Source organism: Pseudonocardia zijingensis (genome assembly GCF_042657305.1).
Lineage (GTDB): Bacteria > Actinomycetota > Actinomycetes > Mycobacteriales > Pseudonocardiaceae > Pseudonocardia > Pseudonocardia zijingensis.
Window position 1 is genome coordinate 534,674 of record NZ_JBHSKO010000001.1, and the last position, 18,045, is coordinate 552,718.

Genomic DNA, 18,045 nt, shown 5'->3' on the forward strand with positions numbered 1-18,045 from the left:
GGACGGTGTACAAGCGGCACTCAGTGCCGTTAAGCTGTGCGGCATGAACCCCGACTTCGACACCTACCGGCTCAGCGACGAGCACGAAGCGCTGCGCGAGGCGGTGCGGGCGCTCGCGGAGAAGGAGATCGCCCCGTACGCCGCGGAGGTCGACGATCAGGGCCGCTACCCGATCGAGACGCAGAACGCGCTGGTCAAAGCGGGGTTCCAGGCCGTCACCATCCCGGAGGAGTACGGCGGCCAGGGCGCCGACGAGCTCGCGGGCTGCATCGTGATCGAGGAGGTGGCGCGGGTCTGCGCCTCCTCGTCGCTGATCCCGGCCGTCAACGGGCTGGGGCTCACGCCGATCCTGCTCTCGGCGTCCGACGAGCTGAAGCGCGAGGTGCTCCCGTCCATCGCCGCCGGCGACGCGATGATCAGCTACGCGTTGTCGGAGCGCGAGGCCGGCTCGGACGCCGCGTCGATGAAGACCCGCGCCCGCCGCGACGGCGACGAGTGGGTGCTGGCCGGCACGAAGTGCTGGATCACCAACGCCGGCCAGTCCACCTGGTACACGGTGATGGCGGTGACCGACCCGGAGAAGAAGGCCAACGGGATCTCCGCGTTCGTCGTGCACCGCGACGACCCCGGCTTCGAGGTGGGCCCGAAGGAGCGCAAGCTCGGGATCAACGGCTCGCCGACCCGCGAGATCTACTTCACCGACTGCCGCATCCCGGCCACGCGGATCATCGGCGCGGAGGGCACCGGGTTCAAGACCGCGCTCGCCACGCTCGACCACACCCGCCCGACGATCGGCGCCCAGGCCGTCGGCATCGCGCAGGGCGCGCTCGACGCCGCCACCGCCTACATCAAGGAGCGCAAGCAGTTCGGCCGCACCATCGGCGAGTTCCAGGGCGTGCAGTTCATGCTCGCCGACATGGCGATGAAGGTGGAGGCCGCCCGCCAACTCGTCTACGTCGCCACCTCGCGCGCCGAACGCGGCGAGCCGAACCTCGGCTTCATCTCCAGTGCGGCGAAGTGCTTCGCCTCCGACACGGCGATGAGCGTCACCACCGACGCCGTGCAGCTCCTGGGCGGCTACGGCTACACCAAGGACTTCCCCGTGGAGCGCATGATGCGCGACGCGAAGATCACGCAGATCTACGAGGGCACCAACCAGATCCAGCGCATGGTGATGGCGCGGGCCCTGCTCAAGTGAGGTTCGGCCTGACCGCGGTGACCACGGCAGGCCACCGGAGGCCGGTTCCGCGGCCATGATCACGGGTTTGGCGCATTCCCGGGCGTTTTCGACACGGGAATGCGCCAACTCTCTGATCATGGGCCCGCAGATGGCCGATTTCGCGCTCCAGGGGCGTCGATCAAGGGGAGATGGTCGCTAGATGCTCTTGATCGCCGTGAGATCCGCCGTTTCGTCCTGATCGCCGCGGAACCCAGGCCTCCCGGGGAAGCCACCAGGAGGCCCCGGCCGATGCGGGTCGCTGCGGCGGGTTCCGCGGAACCCACCGGGGGTCTCCGGAGCGACCATGGTCGCGGTCGAGCTCAGTATGTTGCTCCGGATGACCGAGATCGAGGCCGAGGTGACCGCTGACCTCATACGCGACCTGTTGCGGGACCAGCATCCGGACCTGGCCGAGTTGCCCCTCCGCGAGGTGAAGGGCGGCTGGGGCAACCAGATGTGGCGCCTCGGGGACGAGCTGGCCCTGCGGATCCAGCGCATGGACACCGACCCCGATCTCCAGCTCAAGGAACGCCGGTGGCTGCCGCTGCTCGCCCCGCGCCTGCCGCTGCCGATCCCCGTCCCGGTGCGGAGTGGTGCGCCTTCCGAGCGCTTCCCCAAGATCTGGACGGTCATGACGTGGGTGCCGGGCCTGCCGCTGGACCACGGGTCGATCATCCGCGGTGAGCACGCGGCCGACACCCTGGCGGCGTTCCTCCGGGCGCTGCACGTACCGGCGCCCGCCGACGCACCGGCCGACCGGGATGGCCGCGGCGCGCATCCCGAGGACTCCACGGACGGCTTCAACCACTTCTTCGACTCCGTCGACGCTGACGCGATCGGCTCCGACGCCGCCGCTGTCCGGGCAGTCTGGGACGACGCCGTCGCGGCCTCCGCATGGGAGGGTCCGCCGGTGTGGGTGCACGGCGACCTGCATCCCGCGAACGTCGTCGTCGCGGACGGGACGCTGGCGGGCGTCGTCGACTTCGGCGACCTGTTCGCCGGCGACCCGGCCTTGGACCTGTCGGCCGCCTGGCTGTTGCTGCCCGCGGGTGCGGCCGCACGCTTCTTCGCCGCGTACGGGGCGGCCGACGAGGCGACGGTTCGGCGCGCCCGCGGGCTGGCCGCGCTGAAGAGCCTCTTCCTGATGCTGATGGGGCAGAACGGGGACCGCGGCCTGCCCGGCGGCAAGCCGGCGTGGGGTCCGGCGGGACGGGCGGCGCTCGACCGGGTCCTGCGCGATCGCGTGACCCGCTCCCACGCGTAGGTCGACAGCGCCGCGGTGGAGGTCTTGGGGATCGAGGTCGAGCCCTCGCTGGTCCGGCGCTGGGCCGGCTGGCTGGCGCCCGCGCGCCAACCGTTCTTCCTGACTCCTCAGGAGGCGGTGAACCTCGATCGCACCCGGCGCGACCTGCCCGGCGAGCTGCGCGACACCTACGAGGTCTGGAACGTGCCCGCTGGGCTGGACGTCGTGTGGCTCGACGAACGCGCCTTCCGCGACCTGCCCCGGCGTGCTCGCGCCGCGCTCGTCCGGGCGCCGGTGGAACACGGGCGGGGAGCAGTGCCTGCGGTGGACGGCTGGACGGACGTCGTCGAGGCCCGGGTGCTGCGCGAGCAGGCCGACGGGCACCACTTCGTCTGGTGGCCATCCCTTGTGGAGGCCCGTTCCGACGCCGTTCTCGAGCGCGTGGTGAGCGACGGTCACCTCACGTGCCGGCGCGCGTCGGTGCCGGTGGAGGTCTGGCGTGCAGCGGCAGTCGGGCTGCCCCGGGCCGAGGCGCTCAGCGGGACCTTCGCCGAAGGGAGCGGGCCGAACTGCTTCGGCACCGTCATGGCCGCAGCCGGAGTACCGGACGCTGCGGAGAGCTGGATGCAGCGGGAACCCTTCGAAGCATGGCTGGACGCCCACTGCGCCCCAGGAGGTGAGGACGATCTCCCGGGAACCGTGCTGGTCTGGCGCGACGCCGATCTGACGAGCACACACGCCGCGGTCACCCTCGGCGGCGGCTGGGCCCTGCACAAGCCGTCGCAGTCATGGGCCAGTCCCCGCCAGGTGGTCGGGGTGGGCGATCTCGTCCGCACCGCGGCACCCGGGGTGGCGCTCCACCGCTACTCGCTGCGCGGAGCGCCCGGCCGTCAGCCCGGTTGACGCAGCCGGCGCGCGGCGGCGTCGAAGACGGTGTCGGGCCTGTCGTTGAAGGCGATCGCGGCGCCCGGCGCGTGCCGGTGCACGAGGTTGATGACGCGCTCGAACAGGTCGAGGTCGTGGCGGACGCCGCCCCCGACGACGACCACCGCCCACGGTCTGCGGTCGAGCGCCTCGGTGACCACGGCCTCGATGTCGTCGCTGCCGTCGAGCCCGAACAGGCAGGTCTCGGCGCCGACGCCGGCCTCGGCGAAGCGGGCCATGCCGGCGGCGATCGCGTCGGCCACGGGGGTGGGGTCCCACGGACCGGGCACCCGGTGCGGGTCGAGGCCGATCACCAGCACCTGCGGCTCGGGGGCGGCGGCGTCGGGCACGTACCCACGGTAGTGGCCGGGACGGGGCCACCCGGACGTCGTGCCCTGATCGGGCGGATCGGCGTCGTACGCAGCCCGGTCGAGGCAATGATCGCCGAATCCTCAGCGTGTTCACAGGTAACGGTTGGAAACCTCTGCGCGGATGTCTGGGCACCGCAACTTCGCACGCGTGGCCTGGGTGGACGCTGCCAAGGGAATGTCGATCCTCCTCGTGGTGATGCACCACGCCGTGATGTTCCTGCAGACGTCGGGCATGGCGCCGCCTGCCGTGGTGGCGGCGAACACCGCCCTCGCGTCGATGCGCATGCCGCTGTTCTTCCTCGCCTCCGGCATGTTCGTCGCCGGGCCGCTGGCGGCACCGTGGCGCACACTGCTGCACAAGCGCGTGGCGTTCTTCCTCTACCTCTTCGCGGTGTGGACCCTGATCCGCTTCGCCTTCTTCCACATCCCCGCGGTGGCGGCCGTCGACCCCTACGTCGACGACACGGACCCGATGGCGTTGGCGCTGGCACCGCTGATCCCCGGGTCCGGGGTGTGGTTCCTCTACGCGCTGGCGCTGTACGCGGTGCTCGGGAAGCTGAGCAGGGGCGTTCCGCCCTGGCTGCAGCTGGGCGTGGCCGGCGTGCTGTCGGCGCTGGTCGCGGCGGAGACCGTGCAGCTGGGCAACGAGATGTGGGACCGCATGGCCCGCTACCTGGTCTTCTTCCTCCTCGGCTGGCACGCCCGGCACGTCATAGAGCGGCTGGCCGCGGCCACCAGCGCGCTGCGGGTGGTCGCCGCGGCCGTCGCGTGCGTCGCGGGGGCGGCCGTCGCCATCGCGCTCGGCGCCCGCTGGCTGCCCGGGGTCGCCCTCGCGCTGAACCTCCTCGCGCTCGTCTTCGGGGTGCTGTTCGCCGCGTGGATCTGCCGGTACCGGGTGGGCCGCCCGCTCGTCGCCCTCGGCGCGCGGACGCTGCCGGTCTACCTGATCCACGTCTTCTGGATCGCGTTGCTCGTGGTCGGGCTGCGCCTCGTCCCCGTTCCCCCGGCCGCGGGGTACGCGCTCCCCGTGCTGATGGCGCTCGCATGCACGGCGCTGTCGCTCCTGACCCACCGCGCGCTGGTGGCGGTGGGTGCCCGGTGGCTGTTCGCGCTCCCGGCGCGGCTGGCCCACAGCGAGCCCGCGCCCGTCACGCGCTGAGGCGCCGGGCGCCTTACCCGAGCCGGACGGTGGTGCGCTCCGTGGCGGCCCGGCGGGCGAGCGCGTCCTCGTCGGGGTTGCGGACCTGCACCAGCGACGCCTCGGCGGCCAGCACCGCGAGGAGGCCGTCGCGCAGGCCGTCGGCGGTGTTCCACTCGAGCGTGGACAGCACGCGGTCGGTGCGCGACAGGCCGAGCTCGGCGGCACGGGCGCGCGCACCGGCGAGGACCTCGCCGACCGTGGCGTCGTCCAACGCGGGCGCGCTGTCGGGCACCTGCTCCAACGGCACGAAGTCGTCGCCCTGCAGCCGCACCTCCGTGGCGAAGTCGACCACGCCCGGCGGCAGGCCCGCGATGCCCTTGCCGAAGGCGTCCAGCGACAGGGCCACCACGCCGCCGGACGGGCCGGAGGCCAGCGCGAGGTCGACGCGGTCGGCGTCGCACAGCACCCATTCCGCGTCGCCCGGCTCCGTGATGATCGTGGCCCCGCACCACCACGCCGCGAGCAGCACGGCGGCCGTCTGCCAGTGCGCGGGCAGCAGCAGGGCCACCCGGGTGCCGGGTTCGGCGTCGCACTCCTCGCTCAGGAGGTTCGCCGCCTTCGCCGCCCAGTTCGCCGTGGTGGTGCCGGACAGTTCCACGCGCTCGCCGGTGGCGTCGTCGTAGAACGTGATCAGCGGGCGTGCGGCGGCGGCGGCCGAGCGCAACGGGCCGAGCAGGGCGGCGGTGAGCGTCACCCCGCCACCCTAAGCGCGATCTAGTCGATGCAGGGAACGCCCGCCGCCGTGATCGGCTGGGTCGGCTCCGGCGCGGAGCTGGTGGCGGCGGGTGGCGCGGGCGGCTCGTCCGTGCTCGGCACGACGGCCGGGTCGAAGTCGGCGCCGAGCACCACGCTCAGGTGGCCGGGAGCCACCGCCTCGTCGTGTTCGGTGCTGATGCCACCGAGCTGTTCGGCCACCGCGGCCGCGGCGTCGCCGTCGGCGCCGGTGTAGCGCACCACCGAGGTGTCGGTGGCCGCGGTGTTGTCGACGATCCCGCGCGCGAAGCCGAGCTCGCGCAGGCGGGCGGCCACCGAGGCTGCCATGCCGCCGAGCTCCGAGCCGTTGCGCACCTCCACCACGTACCGGGACGCGATGAGGTCGGGCGGCGGGGGCGGCACCGCCTGCGCGACCGCCGCCGACTCCTCGGCGGCCTGCGCGGCCGCGGCCTGCTCCGCGATCCGCTGCTCGATGAACGCCGCCACCGCGCGGGGCTCGACGAGCACGACGTCGCCGCGCGAGTTGGAGTCGCCGCCGTTGGTGGGGATCGTGACGAACTGCAGGTTCCCGGCGGCGAGGCCGGCCGCCTGCTGGGCGAACCCGAGCAGGTCCCAGTTCGCGTCGATCACGAGGGACTGCTGCGCCACGCCCACGAGCGCCGCGAGCCGCGCCGGGTCGGTGAGCGTGCCGCTGGAGAGGATCTTGTCGGCCACCGCGGCCATGAACACCTGTTGGCGGCGGATGCGGGACAGGTCGCCCTCGGGCAGGCCGTGGCGCTGGCGGACGAACGCGAGCGCGTCCGTGCCGGAGATCGTCTGCGGTCCGGCGGCGAAGTGCGCGCCGGACAGCGGGTCGTCGACCGCCTTGCGCAGGCAGACGTCGACGCCGCCGATCGCGGTGGTGAGGTTGTGGAAGCCGAGCAGGTTGACCTCGGCGTAGTGGTCGACGGTCTGGCCCGTCAGGTTCTCGACGGTGCGGATCAGCGCGGTGCGCCCCTCCTCGGCCGCCTCGGCCTCCCGCTCGGGCTCCCGCACCCCCTCGGCGGCCAGCCGCTCGGCGGCGCGCGCCTTGGTGGCCGGGTACGCGGCGTTGATCTTGTCGCGGCGGTAGCCGGGGATGTCCACGTACGCGTCGCGGGGGATCGAGAACGCGGTGGCCGCCCCGCCGCCCTCCGGCACGTGCAGCAGGATGATCGTGTCGGAGTTCAGCACGCCGGTGTCCGGGCCGCTGGAGAGCATCCGCTGCACCTCGGGCGGCAGCGGCCTGCCGTGCGCGTCGGTGCGGCTGTCCACCCCGACGAGCAGGATGTTCAGGTCGCCACCGTCGCCGCCGCCCGCGATGACGTCGGTGGTGCTGATCCCCGCCGTGACGTCCCGGTAGAGGGCCCACGCCGTGCCGGTGAGGAGCAGGACCAGCGCGGACGCCACCACGAGGACGGTGCGCAGGCGCCGCCCGAACCCGCGCCGCGCCGGCCGCCTCGGGGGCGGCATCCGGCGCGGGGGCGGGCCTCCGGTGACCGGCCGCGTCCGCGACCCGGCCGGGGGACGCGGCCCCATCGCCGGCCGGGTGAGCGTCGAGCGCCCGGTGCTCCGCCCGTTCATGGGTGCACCTCCGCTCGTCGTGATCGTCCTGTCTCCTAGGGTGCAACACGAGGCGCGCTCGTCCACACCGCCGAGGGGCGTGTCGCGGGTGACCGTGGTCGCGGCACTGCCTGTTACGCACCGTTACTCCGGTGAACCCGACCGGAGCGGAGGGAGCTGTCGTTGTCCGAGCAGCTGTCGCTTCTGCTGCCCGTCTGGGCAGGTGACCGGGCGGACTTCCTCGAGGACGCGTTCCGGTCGTCGGTCGACGCCCAGACACGCCAGCCCGACCAGGTCGTCATCGTGCGTGACGGACCGGTGCCCGCCGAGCTCTCCGCGAAGCTCGCGGAGCTGGCGGCGGGCAGCCCGGTGCCCGTGGACCTCGTGGAGCTGGAGCACAACCAGGGGCTCGGGCCCGCGCTCGACGCCGGCCTCGCGGCGTGCCGGCACGAGGTGGTGGCGCGGATGGACGCCGACGACATCTCCCTCCCGCACCGGTTCGCCGTGCAGCTGCCGATCATCGAGACCGGGATCGACATCGTGGGCTCTGGCCTGGTCGAATTCGCCGACGACCCGGACGAGATCCTCGCCACCCGGGTGGTCCCGACCGACCCCGCCGAGATCCGGCAGCGCGCGCGGTTCGCCACCCCGTTCAACCACCCGACGGTCGTCTACCGCCGGTCGCTGGTGACCGCGGTCGGCGGCTACACCGACTTCGCGAAGATGGAGGACTACCTGCTCTGGGCGAAGCTGATCCTCGCCGACGCGCGGGTGGCCAACGTCGCCGAGCCGCTCGTGAAGTACCGGGTGGGCGCGGGGGCGTACGCGCGGCGCGGCGGGCTCGACCTGCTGCGCGCCGAGATCGCCGTGCAGCACCGGTTCCGCGAGCTCGGCTTCACCACGCCCGCCCAGTACGCCCGCAACCTCGTCGTACGCGGCGGCTACCGGTTGGTCCCGGAGGGTTTCCGCCGTTCGGTCTACCGGAAGGTGATTGCGCCTTACCGCCGGTGAGCCCTCCCGGGTCGGGTGGCAGCATCGCGCCACCCGAACGAGGGGGTGCGATGAACCCGTCACCCGGACCGGACCCGGCCGACCTCGCAGTGCAGGGGGCCGCTCTGATCGCGGACGGCCGCCCGTTCGAGGCGATCGAGGTGCTGCGGCAGGCGATGGCGGGCGGTGAACCGTCGGCGCCGGACCTGCTGCTGCGGGCCTACCTCGCCAGCGGGAGCTGGCGCGCCGTCGTCGACTGGCTCGGGCCGCTCGTCGACGACGGGCACGTCCGCTTCGCGGGCAGGCTCGGCGTGGCGCTCGTCGAGCTGGGGGAGCGGGAGCGCGCCGAGACCGTGCTGCGGCTCGCCGTCGAGTCCGGGGACGTGCCGGCGGCGAACGACCTCGCGATCCTGCTGCGCGACGAGGGCCGCATGGTGGAGGCCGTGAACGTGCTCGTCGAGGCGGCGGCCGCGGGCGACCAGCTCGCCGCTGCCAACGTGGTGGCCCTGCACCTGGACGCGGGCGACCTCGCCGCCGCCGCGGCCGCCGCCGAGCGGTACGCGACCGAGCGGCAGCCCGACACCGTCCTCGCGCTCGCCGAGGTGCGCGCGCAGCAGGGCCGCCACGGCGAGGCCCACGACCTGTACCGGCGGGCGGGTCAGCTCGGCGCGCTGCGGGCCCACACCGCGTACGGGCAGTTCCTGAGCGGCACCGGCGCCGATCCGGAGGCCGTGGAGCGGGAGTTCCGCGAGGCCGAGCGGCTCGGCGAACCCGGCTCGGCCTTCGCCCTCGGCCGGTTCCTCTACGACGAGGGTAGGTTCGACGAGGCGCGGAGCTACCTGCAGATGGCCGCCGACGAGGGCGACCGGCAGGCCGTCGAGGCACTGGCCGAGCTGGACGGGGTGGAAGCCGACGAGTACTGAGTTCCCGCCCGACCGCGTCCTCGTCGCCGACGGGGGCATGGCCACCGCGCTCGAGGCCCGCGGCCACGACCTCTCCGACCCGCTCTGGTCGGCGCGCCTCCTGATCGACGCCCCGGCCGAGGTCGTCGCCGTGCACCGCTCCTTCTTCCGTGCCGGCGCCGACATCGCGATCACGGCGAGCTACCAGGCCTCCTTCGACGGCCTCGCCGCCCGCGGCGTCGACCGCGCGGGCGCCGAGCGGCTGCTGACCCGCAGCGTCGAGCTCGCCCGCGAGGCCGCGGCCGCCGAGGGCGAGGGCGAGCGGTGGGTCGCGGCGTCCGTCGGGCCCTACGGCGCCGCGCTCGCCGACGGGTCGGAGTACCGCGGCCGTTACGGGCTGACCGTCGCCGCGCTGCGGCGCTGGCACCGGCCGCGGGTGGAGGTGCTCACCGCGGCCGCCCCGGACCTGCTCGCCCTCGAGACCGTGCCGGACGCCGACGAGGCGGAGGCCCTCGCCGACGTCGTCGCCGGGCTCGGCGTGCCCGCGTGGCTGAGCTACACGATCGACGGCGACCGCACCCGCGCCGGTCAGCCGCTCGCCGAAGCCTTCGCGGTGGCTGTGGGCCGGCCGGAGATCGTCGCGGTCGGCGTGAACTGCTGCGCCCCGCAGGACGTGCCGGGGGCGGTCGCGGTGGCCCGCGAGGTCACCGGCCTGCCCGTGATCGCCTACCCGAACAGCGGCGAGGCCTGGGACGGCGGATGGATCGGCCACCGCCGGTTCACGGCGGCCGACGTGCCCGGCTGGGTGGCGGCGGGCGCCCGGATCGTCGGGGGATGCTGCCGGGTGGGACCGGAGGAGATCGCGGAGGTGGCGGCGACGCTCCGAAGTTCAGGAAAGCCACATTCAAGGCCGGAGAGGCCCTGAATGTGGCTTTCCTGAACCACGGGGCGGCTAGCGTTCCCCCGTGGAGACCGATCCCGTGCGGGAGTACGGCGACGCCCTGGCCGTCGTCACCACCACCCGGCGGGGCCGCCCGCCCGTCGACCGGTTGCGGGCGTCGCTGCCCGCGGGGACGCGCCTGGTGGTGGTCGACACCGCGTCGTCCGGCGGGGACGGGGACGGGGACGGCGTCGTCCTACGCCTTCCCGAGGACGTCGGGCGGGCGGCGGCGCTGAACCGCGGGGTGGCCGGGTTGGCGGCCGAGGTCGGGTGGGTGCTGCTCAGCGACCCGTGCCTGCGCTGGCGCGAAGGCGCGATCGACGCGTTGCGCGCGGCCGCGGCCGGCCACCCCCGCGCCGGGCTGCTGGGCGCGCACCTGAGCGGCGTGGACGGGCGGGCCGGTGGGCCGCTGCCGAGCCTGCTCGACGTCGCGTGCGGCCGCGTCCGGGGCGGCGCCGCAGCCGGCCCGACCGGCTGGGTGTCGACGGCGGGTGCCCTCGTCCGCCGCGCCGCGTGGGACTCCGTCGACGGGTTCGACGGCCGCTACCTGGACGGACCGGGCGGGTTCTGCGACGTCGACCTGGGCGACCGGCTGGGCCGGGCGGGGTGGCTGGTCGTCGCCGTGCCGCAGGCCGTGGCGCATGTCGAGCCCGGTGACACGAACGTGGACGGGCACGGCATCCTGGAGCCGCACGCGGCCGGATCGCACCGGTACGTGCGCGACCGCGCTCGTGGACCGGCGCGGGCGCTGGCGGCGCTCGCGCGCCGCCTCCCGGACCCGAAACCGTAGGAGGAGAACGCGTGCTGGACGACGTCGAGGCCGTGGTGCTGGTCGGCGGCAAGGGAACGCGGCTGCGGCCGCTCACGCTGTCGGCGCCCAAGCCCATGCTGCCGACGGCCGGCGTGCCCTTCCTGGCGCACCTGCTCTCCCGGATCCAGGCAGCGGGCGTGCGCCGGGTGGTGCTCGGCACGAGCTACCTCGCCGAGACCTTCTCGGAGTTCTTCGGCGACGGGGCCGCCATGGGCCTGGAGATCGAGTACGTGGTCGAGACCGAGCCGCTGGGCACCGGTGGCGGCATCCGCAACGTCTCCAAGTACCTCACCGCGCCGGACGTGCTGGTGTTCAACGGCGACGTGCTGTGCGGCACGGACCTGAACGCCGTGGTCGAGACCCACCGCCGCACCAAGGCGGACGCCACGCTGCACCTGGTGCGCGTGCAGGACCCGCGGGCGTTCGGCTGCGTGCCCACCGACGAGGACGGGCGGGTCACGGCGTTCCTGGAGAAGACCGAGGACCCGCCCACCGACCAGATCAACGCGGGTTGCTACGTGTTCCGCCGCGAGGTGATCGAGCAGATCCCGGAGGGCCGGCCGGTGTCGGTGGAGCGCGAGACGTTCCCCGGCCTGCTGGAGTCGGGCGCCCGCGTCTCCGGGCACGTCGACGCCGCCTACTGGCGCGACCTGGGCACCCCGCTCGACCTGGTCAAGGGTTCCGCCGACCTGGTGCGCGGCGTGGCGCCGTCGGCGGCGCTGCCCGGCCCCACCGGCGAGTCGCTGCTGCTGGACGGGGCGCAGGTGGACGACACCGCCCGCGTGTTCGGCGGCACGATCGTCGGCCGTGACGTACGGATCGGCCGCGGCGCCCGCGTCGACGGGTCGATGCTGTTCGACGGCGCAGTGGTCGAGGACAACGCCCGCGTCGTGAACTCGGTCGTCGGCACCGGCGCGCGCGTCGAGGAGAGCGCCGCCGTCTACGACGCCGTGATCGGCGACCGGGCCACGGTGGGCGCGCACTGCGAGCTGCGGCACGGGATGCGGGTCTGGCCGGACGTGACGCTGCCCCCGCACGGGCTGCGCTTCTCCCCGGACGTCTGATGGGGGACGGCTCGAGCGCGCGGGAGTGGCGGCCGGGCTTCCGGCTCGACGTCGCCGGCGTGCTCGGGCCGTTGCGCCGAGGCCGCGGCGACCCGACGTGGCACGCCGACGGCACGGCGATCTGGCGCACCGGCACCACGCCCGCCGGTCCGGCCACGATGCGGTTGCACCGGCGTTCCGACGGCACCGTGGTGGCGCAGGCGTGGGGGCCGGGCGCCGACTGGTCGCTCGAGGGGCTGCCCGCCCTGCTCGGTGCGAACGACCGGCCGGAGGAGTTCGTCGCCCACCACCCGCTGGTGGCCGACGCCGCGAAGCGGATGCCGGGGCTGCGCCTCGGCGCGTCGATGCGGGTGTGGGACGTGCTCGTGCCCTCGGTGCTGGAGCAGAAGGTCACCGGCACCGAGGCGCGCCGCTCGTGGCGGGAGCTGTGCCGCCGCTTCGCCGACCCGGCGCCCGGCCCCGCCCCGGACGGCATGCGGCTGCCCCCGACGCCGGCCCAGGTGCGCGCGATCCCGGACTGGGAGTGGCACCGGGCGGGTGTCGACCTCGCGCGGCGGCGCGCGATCCTCGCCTCGGCCGCGGTGGCCCACCGCCTGGAGACGGCCTGCGAGCTGGGTGGTGACGGCGGACGCGAGCTGCTGCGCAAGGTGCCGGGGATCGGGGTGTGGACCGCCGCCGAGATCGCCCAGCGGGCGTGGGGCGACCCGGACGCCGTGAGCGTCGGCGATTTCCACATCCCGACGGTGGTCGGCTGGGCGCTGGTGGGCAAGCCCTTGGACGACGCCGGGATGCTGACGGTCCTGGCGCCGTACGCGCCGCAACGCCACCGGGCGGTGCGCTACGTGGAGGCCTCCGGCTTCCGCCGCCCGCGCTTCGGCCCGCGCTACTCGGCGCGGGACTACCGCGCGATCTGACCGACCCCGTCAGCCCTTGACCGCGCCCGAGGCGAGCCCTGCGACGTAGAAGCGCTGGAGCGCCACGTACAGCACGACGCAGGGGATCATCGCGATCACCGAGCCCGCGGCGATGAAGCCGAAGTTGATCTGGCCGTAGGTGCCCTGCTGCAGGTTCACCATCGCCACGGGCAGTGTGTAGAGGTCGGTGTCGGTGAGGAAGGTCAGCGCGCCGAGGAACTCCGTCCACGCGGCGAGGAACGCGTACAGGGCCACGGTGGCGGCGCCGGGCGTGATCAGCGGCCGCAGCACCGACGTGACGATCCGGACCGTGCCCGCGCCGTCGATGTGCGCCGAGTCCTCCAGCTCGCCCGGGATCGAGGAGAACGCGTTCCGCATCACCAGCACCCCGAACGGCAGGTTCAGCGTGGTGGTGAACAGGACGAGCCCGAGCAGGCTGTCGGTGAGCCCCATCAGGTTCATCTGCAGGTACAGCGGCGTGAGGATGGCCTGGAACGGCACCATCATCGAGGCCACCAGCAGCGCGAAAAGGAGCGGGCCGGACCGGAAGCGGAACCGGGCGAACCCGTACCCGGCCGCGGTGGCCAGCACGGTGGTCAGCACCGCCATGGACAGCGCGACCACCAGGCTGTTGCCGACCGCGCGGATGAGGTTGCCCGGGCCGGTCACCAGCGCCGTGAAGTTCTCGCCGGTCAGGTCGAAGAAGGTGGCCGGGTCCGGCGCCGCCACGATGACGTCGCCGGGCTGCAGCGACCGGAACAGGGCCCAGGCCAGCGGCACGGCGAACACCAGGAACGCGCCGGTGCCGCCCACGGCGTAGAGCAGGCGCTTCGTGCGGGTCTCGCGGCGGCCGGTGCTGGAGCGGCCGGGGGCGGCTGCGGCTGCGGATGCGGTCATCGGTTCACTCCTCGCCTCGGACCAGCCACATCTGCACGGCCGTGACCAGCGCGATCACGACCACCAGCACGACCGACAGCGCGGTGGCCGCGCCGAGCTGCAGCTGCACGAAGGCGCGCTTGTAGATGTAGAGCACCACGGTGGCCGTCGCCGAGCCCGGCCCGCCCTGGGTGAGGATGTAGAACTGGGTGAACGCGAGCAGCGAGCCGATCACCGAGATCACCAGCGACATCGCGATCGTGCGGCGCAGCATCGGGATCGTGATCCGCCACTCCTGCTGCCACCAGCTCGCGCCGTCCAGGTCGGCCGACTCGTAGACCTCGCGCGGAATGGCCTGCATCCCGCCCATGAGCAGCAGCATCGTCAGCCCGGACACACCCCAGATCACCAGCACCGACACCAGCACCGTGGCCAGCGGCCCGTCCACCAGCCACGCGGTGCTGCCGTCGGTGATGCCGAGCGCCGAGAGCACCAGGTTGATCGCGCCGCTGCCCGGCTGCGCCTCGAGCAGGGTGATGAACGACAGCGTGGTCAGGCCCACCACGAACGGCAGGAAGAACACGGTGCGCAGCAGCGTGGCCCCGCGGCGCCTGCTGCGCACGAGCACCGCCAGCGCGTAGCCGAGCACGAGGATCGGCAGCGTGACGATGCCGGTGTAGAGCAGCGTGTACAGCACCGCGCGCAGGAAGCCGAGGTCGCTGCCGATGCTCACGTAGTTGTCGACGCCGGTGAACTCCACCTCGCCGATCAGCGGCCAGTTCGTGAACGAGATCCCCAGTGCGAACAGCAGCGGCGCGAGGACGAACACCCCGATCATCACGACCGCAGGCGCCACGAGCAGGAGCCCGACGCGCGGTGGGTGGGTGAGCGATCGCCGTCGCGCGGTCCGGGGCTGCGCCTCGGGATGCGCAGCCGCGCGCTCCGCAATCGTCGCGCTCATCGCTCGTCCTCGCTGACGCTCGGCCGGCGCTTCGCGCAGGCGCTGTATCGATGATTCGCTCGCTGACGCTCGCTCATGCCTGCGCCTGCCGGAGGATGCGGTCGTAGCCGACCTGCGCTTCTGCCATGGCCGCCTCGATCTCGCCGTCGAAGACCGCGCGACGGATCATCGTCAGCCACGGCCCGTCGGGCTGGTTGTAGATCTGGTTGTAGGGCAACGTCTGCGGCGCGTACCCCTCGTGCTGGTTCAGCAGGGGCGGGAGCACGAGCGGGTTGCGTGCCGCGAACTCCGGGGTCGCGACGTCGGAGCGCACCGGGGTGTAACCGCCCTCGGGCAGCGCCGCCTGCTGCGGGAGGTCGAGCGCGAACTTCACGAACTCCCAGGCCCCGGACGCGTTGGCCGCGCCGCGGGGGATGCACATGTTGTCGCCGCCGTCGAAGAAGGCGCGCCCGCCGTCGGGGCCGGGCAGCAGCCGCACGGTGGTGGCAGCCACGAGCTCCGGGTCGGCGTCGGATGTGACGGTGCTGTAGTTGGAGGGGATCATCCCGATCCGGCCCGCCTGGTAGTCCGAGCCCCAGCGGGAGGCGTCGTCGGCGAAGTTCTCCGGTGGCACGAGCCCGTCCACCCAGAGCGCGCGGTAGAACTCGAGCATCCGTGCCACGGCCTCGTTGCCGAGCACGTTGCCGGTCTGGGTGCCGACCTCGCCGTGGATGAGGTCGGTGTCGGCGGCCCAGACGTGCGGCTGCACCACGAACCCGAGCGCGCCGGTCGCGTTGCCCGGGAAGGTCCACCCGCGGACGTCGTCGCCGAGCGCGGTGATCCTGCGCGCCGCGTCGAGCAGGGAGTCCAGGTCGGTGGTGGCCTCGTCGACGTCGAGCCCGGCCCGCTCGAACAACCGCGTGTTGCAGAACAGCGCCGAGTTGTCGGCCAGGTAGGGCACCGCGTACCGCCTGCCCTCGACCGTCGCGAGCGCCAGGTGGCCGGGGCTGAGCCGGTCGGCGTAGTCGAGCTCGGCGATGAGGTCGGTGAGGTCTGTGAACGCGTCGCGGTAGACGAACAGCAGCGAGTTGATGTCGTCGATGTCCACCAGGTCCGGCACGTCCCGCGCGCGGATCGCCGTGGCGAGCTTCGTGACGTACTGGACGTCCGGGATGGGCGTCAGCTCGACGGTCAGCCGGTCCTGGCTCGCGTTGAACGACTCCACGAGCGCGGTGAGGCCCTCCTGGGTGTTGGCCCTGCACCAGACCCGGACGAGGCCGGTGGCCGTGCTGCCGAAACCGGACGCCGAGGTGTCCGGTGCCGGCAGCACGGAACTGCAGGCGGGTAACCCGGCCGCGAGCGCACCGAGGCCGGCGAGCCGCAGGAAACCGCGTCGTGAGGTCGTCATCGTCCTCTTGGGGTCCTTCTCTCCGGGGTCCGAACCGGGTCAGGTCGTCGGGATCCAGACGCGCATCGGGGCGGCACCGCGGTTGGCCCAGGCGTAGTACGGCACGAGAGTCAGCTCGCCGACCGTGACCACGGTGACGCCGCCCAGCAGGTCGGGGCGGTGCTCGCTCGAGCGCGGAGCGGCGAGGTCGATGTGCAGGTCGTCCACCGGGGTGTCGTGGTCGGCCTGCTCGGCCGCGTAGACCAGCGGCCCGCGCTCGATCGCGACGCAGCCGCGCACGGCGTCGACGCGCGGGTGCGCGGTGGTGGTGCGGACCTCCATCGGCAGGCGCAGCTCCACGACCTCGCCCGCGCCGACCCGCACCCGGGCGTAGCCGGGCTCGGCCGGCTTCCCGTCGACGGTGGCGCCCTCCGCCCAGGCCGGCACGCGCAGCGACAGCGTGACGGGGCCGGGCGCCGCGTCGACGCGCACCCGCACCAGGCCGTCCCACGGGTACTGGGTCTCCACCGTGAGCGTGGTGTCGCCTGCGCTGATCGTGCCGGGCGCGTACTGGTGCACCTGGACGCCGTCGCCGTCGCGGGTGGCCAGGTAGCCCTCCAGGCCGGCCAGCGTGCGCATCACGTTGGGCGGGCAGCAGGCGCAGTCGAACCAGCCGCGGCGGCCGTGGGCGGGGGAGCGGTCGCCGTCGGCGTGCGCCTCGCTGCGGTGCTGCAGCGGGTTGACGTAGAAGTACTCGGTGCCCGACAGCGAGACCCCGGCCAGGAAGCCGTTGTAGAGCATCCGCTCGATCGCGTCGGCGTAGCGGGCGTCCCCGGTGGCCAGCAGCATCCGCCATGCCCACTGGACGCCGCCGATCGCCGCGCACGTCTCGGCGTAGGCGCGGTCGGTGGGCAGCTCGTACGGGTCGCCGAAGGCCTCGCGGTCCCAGCGGGCGCCGAGCCCGCCCGTGACGTAGGTCTTGGTGGCGAGCATGTGGTCGAACTGGGTGGCCAGCGCGTCGAGCAGCGCGGTGTCGCCCCGTTCCGCTGCGACGTCGGCGGCACCGGCGGCGAGGTAGACCGCGCGCACGGCGTGGCCCTCCACGGTGGTGGCCTCCCGCACCGGGACCCGGTCGGAGAAGTAGGTCGGGTCGTGGCCGTAGGCGCTGATCAGCCCGTGGCCGCGGGCCTCGACGAAGTAGCGGGCGAGCTCGAGGTGCCGTGCGTGGCCGGCCTCGCGGTACAGCTCGACGAGGGCCATCTCGATCACCGGGTGTCCGTCGACGTCGTGGCGGCGGTCCTCGCCGAACGTGTCGGCGAGGTGGTCGGCGACCTTCACGGCCACGTCGAGCAGCGCGGTGTCGCCGGTGCAGCGGACCTGGGCCACGGCGGCCTGGATGAGGTGCCCGGCGCAGTAGTGCTCGTGGCTCCACGGCAGGTCGGTGTAGCGGCGCCCGCCGTGGCGGACCTGCACGACGGAGTCGAGGTAGCCGTCGGGCTCCTGGGCGTCGGCGACGATCGCCGTGATCTCCCGCTGCATCGCCAGCAGTTCGTCGGAGGGGTGGCGGGCGTACTCCCACGCCACGGCCTCGAGCCACTTGTAGACGTCGGAGTCGGCGAAGATCGGCCCGATCGCCTCGCCGCTCGCGCGACCGGCGGCGATGCGCAGGTTCTCGAGGTTGCCGGCCTCCTCCAGCCGCTGCCGCCCGAGCGGCACGGCGGTGGCGTTGGCCCGCTGCCGGTCTGCCCAGAAGCCGCCGATCCGGACCTCTCCGACGCCGAGTGGCCGCAACGCGACCTGGGCGGTGCCGGTCGGGGCGGCGGGGCCGCGGGTGCTGGTGGGAGGCGAGGTCGCCGTCATGCCGCTCCTGCGTGTCACGGAAATTAGGAATTCGTTTTCCGGACAGACCGTAGGGCGAGGTGCCCCTAACGGTCAAGGGTTGGTGGGTGGGTAAGCTGATCCACGCGG

General features: G+C 73.6%; 16 protein-coding genes and 1 pseudogene. 10 read left to right on the plus strand and 7 right to left on the minus strand.

Annotated elements, in window-relative coordinates; all coding sequences use genetic code 11:
• The first annotated feature begins 43 nt into the window (after positions 1–43).
• The 3 genes from ACFPL3_RS02850 to ACFPL3_RS02860 all read left to right on the plus strand — a co-directional run bounded on the left by ACFPL3_RS02850 (position 44) and on the right by ACFPL3_RS02860 (position 3,365).
• The gene (locus ACFPL3_RS02850) at positions 44–1,198 is read left to right on the plus strand and encodes an acyl-CoA dehydrogenase (RefSeq protein ID WP_343937874.1); all 1,155 of its coding nucleotides are present in this window, start codon (positions 44–46) and stop codon (positions 1,196–1,198) included.
• A 325-nt stretch (positions 1,199–1,523) separates the two neighbouring features.
• A complete protein-coding gene (locus ACFPL3_RS02855; RefSeq protein WP_343937872.1) occupies positions 1,524–2,483 on the plus strand; it encodes a phosphotransferase in 960 nt (319 codons plus the stop codon).
• A 15-nt stretch (positions 2,484–2,498) separates the two neighbouring features.
• On the plus strand, positions 2,499–3,365 hold the full coding sequence (locus ACFPL3_RS02860; protein WP_343937870.1) for a hypothetical protein: 867 nt from the start codon (positions 2,499–2,501) through the stop codon (positions 3,363–3,365).
• On the opposite strand, the gene ACFPL3_RS02865 is transcribed toward ACFPL3_RS02860, so the two are convergent.
• Complete coding sequence (locus ACFPL3_RS02865) at positions 3,353–3,736, minus strand: hypothetical protein (protein ID WP_343937868.1); 384 nt, start codon at positions 3,734–3,736, stop codon at positions 3,353–3,355. The genes ACFPL3_RS02860 and ACFPL3_RS02865 overlap by 13 nt on opposite strands.
• A 169-nt stretch (positions 3,737–3,905) precedes the next feature.
• Between ACFPL3_RS02865 and ACFPL3_RS02870 the strand changes: the two genes are divergently transcribed.
• Entirely contained in the window at positions 3,906–4,916 is a 1,011-nt protein-coding gene (locus ACFPL3_RS02870; protein ID WP_343937866.1) for an acyltransferase family protein, read from the plus strand.
• A 13-nt stretch (positions 4,917–4,929) separates the two neighbouring features.
• Here the strand turns inward: ACFPL3_RS02870 and ACFPL3_RS02875 are convergent, their stop codons facing one another.
• Both ACFPL3_RS02875 and ACFPL3_RS02880 read right to left on the minus strand, forming a co-directional pair.
• Complete coding sequence (locus ACFPL3_RS02875; RefSeq protein WP_343937864.1) at positions 4,930–5,652, minus strand: TIGR03089 family protein; 723 nt, start codon at positions 5,650–5,652, stop codon at positions 4,930–4,932.
• Positions 5,653–5,672: 20 nt separating this feature from the next.
• Positions 5,673–7,274, minus strand: a complete 1,602-nt coding sequence (locus ACFPL3_RS02880; protein WP_343937863.1) for an LCP family protein — start codon at positions 7,272–7,274, stop codon at positions 5,673–5,675.
• Positions 7,275–7,436: 162 nt separating this feature from the next.
• Between ACFPL3_RS02880 and ACFPL3_RS02885 the strand changes: the two genes are divergently transcribed.
• The 6 genes and pseudogenes from ACFPL3_RS02885 (at position 7,437) to ACFPL3_RS02910 (ending at position 12,874) form a co-directional block, all read left to right on the plus strand.
• Entirely contained in the window at positions 7,437–8,264 is an 828-nt protein-coding gene (locus tag ACFPL3_RS02885; RefSeq protein WP_343937861.1) for a glycosyltransferase, read from the plus strand.
• A gap of 50 nt (positions 8,265–8,314) precedes the next feature.
• Entirely contained in the window at positions 8,315–9,166 is an 852-nt protein-coding gene (locus ACFPL3_RS02890) for a tetratricopeptide repeat protein (protein ID WP_343937859.1), read from the plus strand.
• 16 nt (positions 9,167–9,182) lie between these two features.
• Positions 9,183–10,070 (plus strand): annotated as a pseudogene (gene mmuM / locus ACFPL3_RS02895) (homocysteine S-methyltransferase); the annotation flags it as partial.
• Between the two features lie 40 nt (positions 10,071–10,110).
• The gene (locus ACFPL3_RS02900) at positions 10,111–10,875 is read left to right on the plus strand and encodes a glycosyltransferase family 2 protein (RefSeq protein WP_343937857.1); all 765 of its coding nucleotides are present in this window, start codon (positions 10,111–10,113) and stop codon (positions 10,873–10,875) included.
• 14 nt (positions 10,876–10,889) lie between these two features.
• Positions 10,890–11,960 carry a mannose-1-phosphate guanylyltransferase gene (manB, locus tag ACFPL3_RS02905; RefSeq protein WP_343937999.1) on the plus strand — a complete coding sequence of 357 codons (1,071 nt, stop codon included), beginning with the start codon at positions 10,890–10,892 and terminating at the stop codon, positions 11,958–11,960.
• Entirely contained in the window at positions 11,960–12,874 is a 915-nt protein-coding gene (locus ACFPL3_RS02910) for a DNA-3-methyladenine glycosylase family protein (protein ID WP_343937855.1), read from the plus strand. Before manB ends, ACFPL3_RS02910 begins: the two co-directional genes overlap by 1 nt.
• Before the next feature lie 9 nt (positions 12,875–12,883).
• Here the strand turns inward: ACFPL3_RS02910 and ACFPL3_RS02915 are convergent, their stop codons facing one another.
• From ACFPL3_RS02915 to ACFPL3_RS02930, 4 genes are all read right to left on the minus strand, one after another.
• Entirely contained in the window at positions 12,884–13,771 is an 888-nt protein-coding gene (locus ACFPL3_RS02915; protein ID WP_343937853.1) for a carbohydrate ABC transporter permease, read from the minus strand.
• Between the two features lie 4 nt (positions 13,772–13,775).
• Entirely contained in the window at positions 13,776–14,711 is a 936-nt protein-coding gene (locus tag ACFPL3_RS02920) for a carbohydrate ABC transporter permease (RefSeq protein WP_343937851.1), read from the minus strand.
• 73 nt (positions 14,712–14,784) lie between these two features.
• Positions 14,785–16,098: an ABC transporter substrate-binding protein gene (locus ACFPL3_RS02925; RefSeq protein ID WP_343937849.1), complete on the minus strand. Its 1,314-nt coding sequence runs from the start codon at positions 16,096–16,098 to the stop codon at positions 14,785–14,787.
• Positions 16,099–16,137: 39 nt separating this feature from the next.
• On the minus strand, positions 16,138–17,937 hold the full coding sequence (locus ACFPL3_RS02930) for a glycoside hydrolase family 127 protein (RefSeq protein WP_343937847.1): 1,800 nt from the start codon (positions 17,935–17,937) through the stop codon (positions 16,138–16,140).
• Positions 17,938–18,045 lie beyond the last annotated feature (108 nt).